General features: G+C 53.0%; 1 protein-coding gene. It reads right to left on the bottom strand.

What is annotated here, in order from left to right; all coding sequences use genetic code 11:
* The coding region (locus tag IFU29_RS22235; protein WP_423244859.1) for a FimD/PapC N-terminal domain-containing protein at nucleotides 1-440 on the bottom strand (440 nt) is incomplete at both ends.

Genomic DNA, 440 nt, shown 5'->3' with positions numbered 1-440 from the left:
TCCCAGTTTTCAGCGGTATATTCCAGGTACGCCTGCGGAATATTCAGGTACAGCGCCGCCGCGCCTAAATCGCCGCGCACTTCCATCCCCTCCAGGCTACGGGGATCCAGACACTGGCTTTGGTGCCACCAGGTCAGTTTCGGTAATGCAGATTCTTTTAACCCCAGCTGTTCAACCAGCTGCGGCGTAATACAGGCTTCACTGCCTTTGGCATCGTCATCCGGCGGGTAAAACGCCACCGGCTGATCGGTTAATGTCTGTTTATTAATGTGTATGGAAAACAGATAATCGCCGGGCATAATAAAGTTGCCGCGAGAAAACTGCTCCAGGTCAATATTGGCGCGATCCGTCACATCCAGTACGTCGGTGTTAAATTCAATATCAGCAGCCGCGACGCAGGCAGCATTCCCCGCCAGAATAAAGGCAATCAACAGCCCCAG

It is taken from the genome of Erwinia persicina, from assembly GCF_014838825.1.
Taxonomy (GTDB): domain Bacteria; phylum Pseudomonadota; class Gammaproteobacteria; order Enterobacterales; family Enterobacteriaceae; genus Erwinia; species Erwinia persicina_A.
Note: the sequence above shows the minus strand (reverse complement) of the source record. Positions and strands in the feature narration are given on the sequence as shown.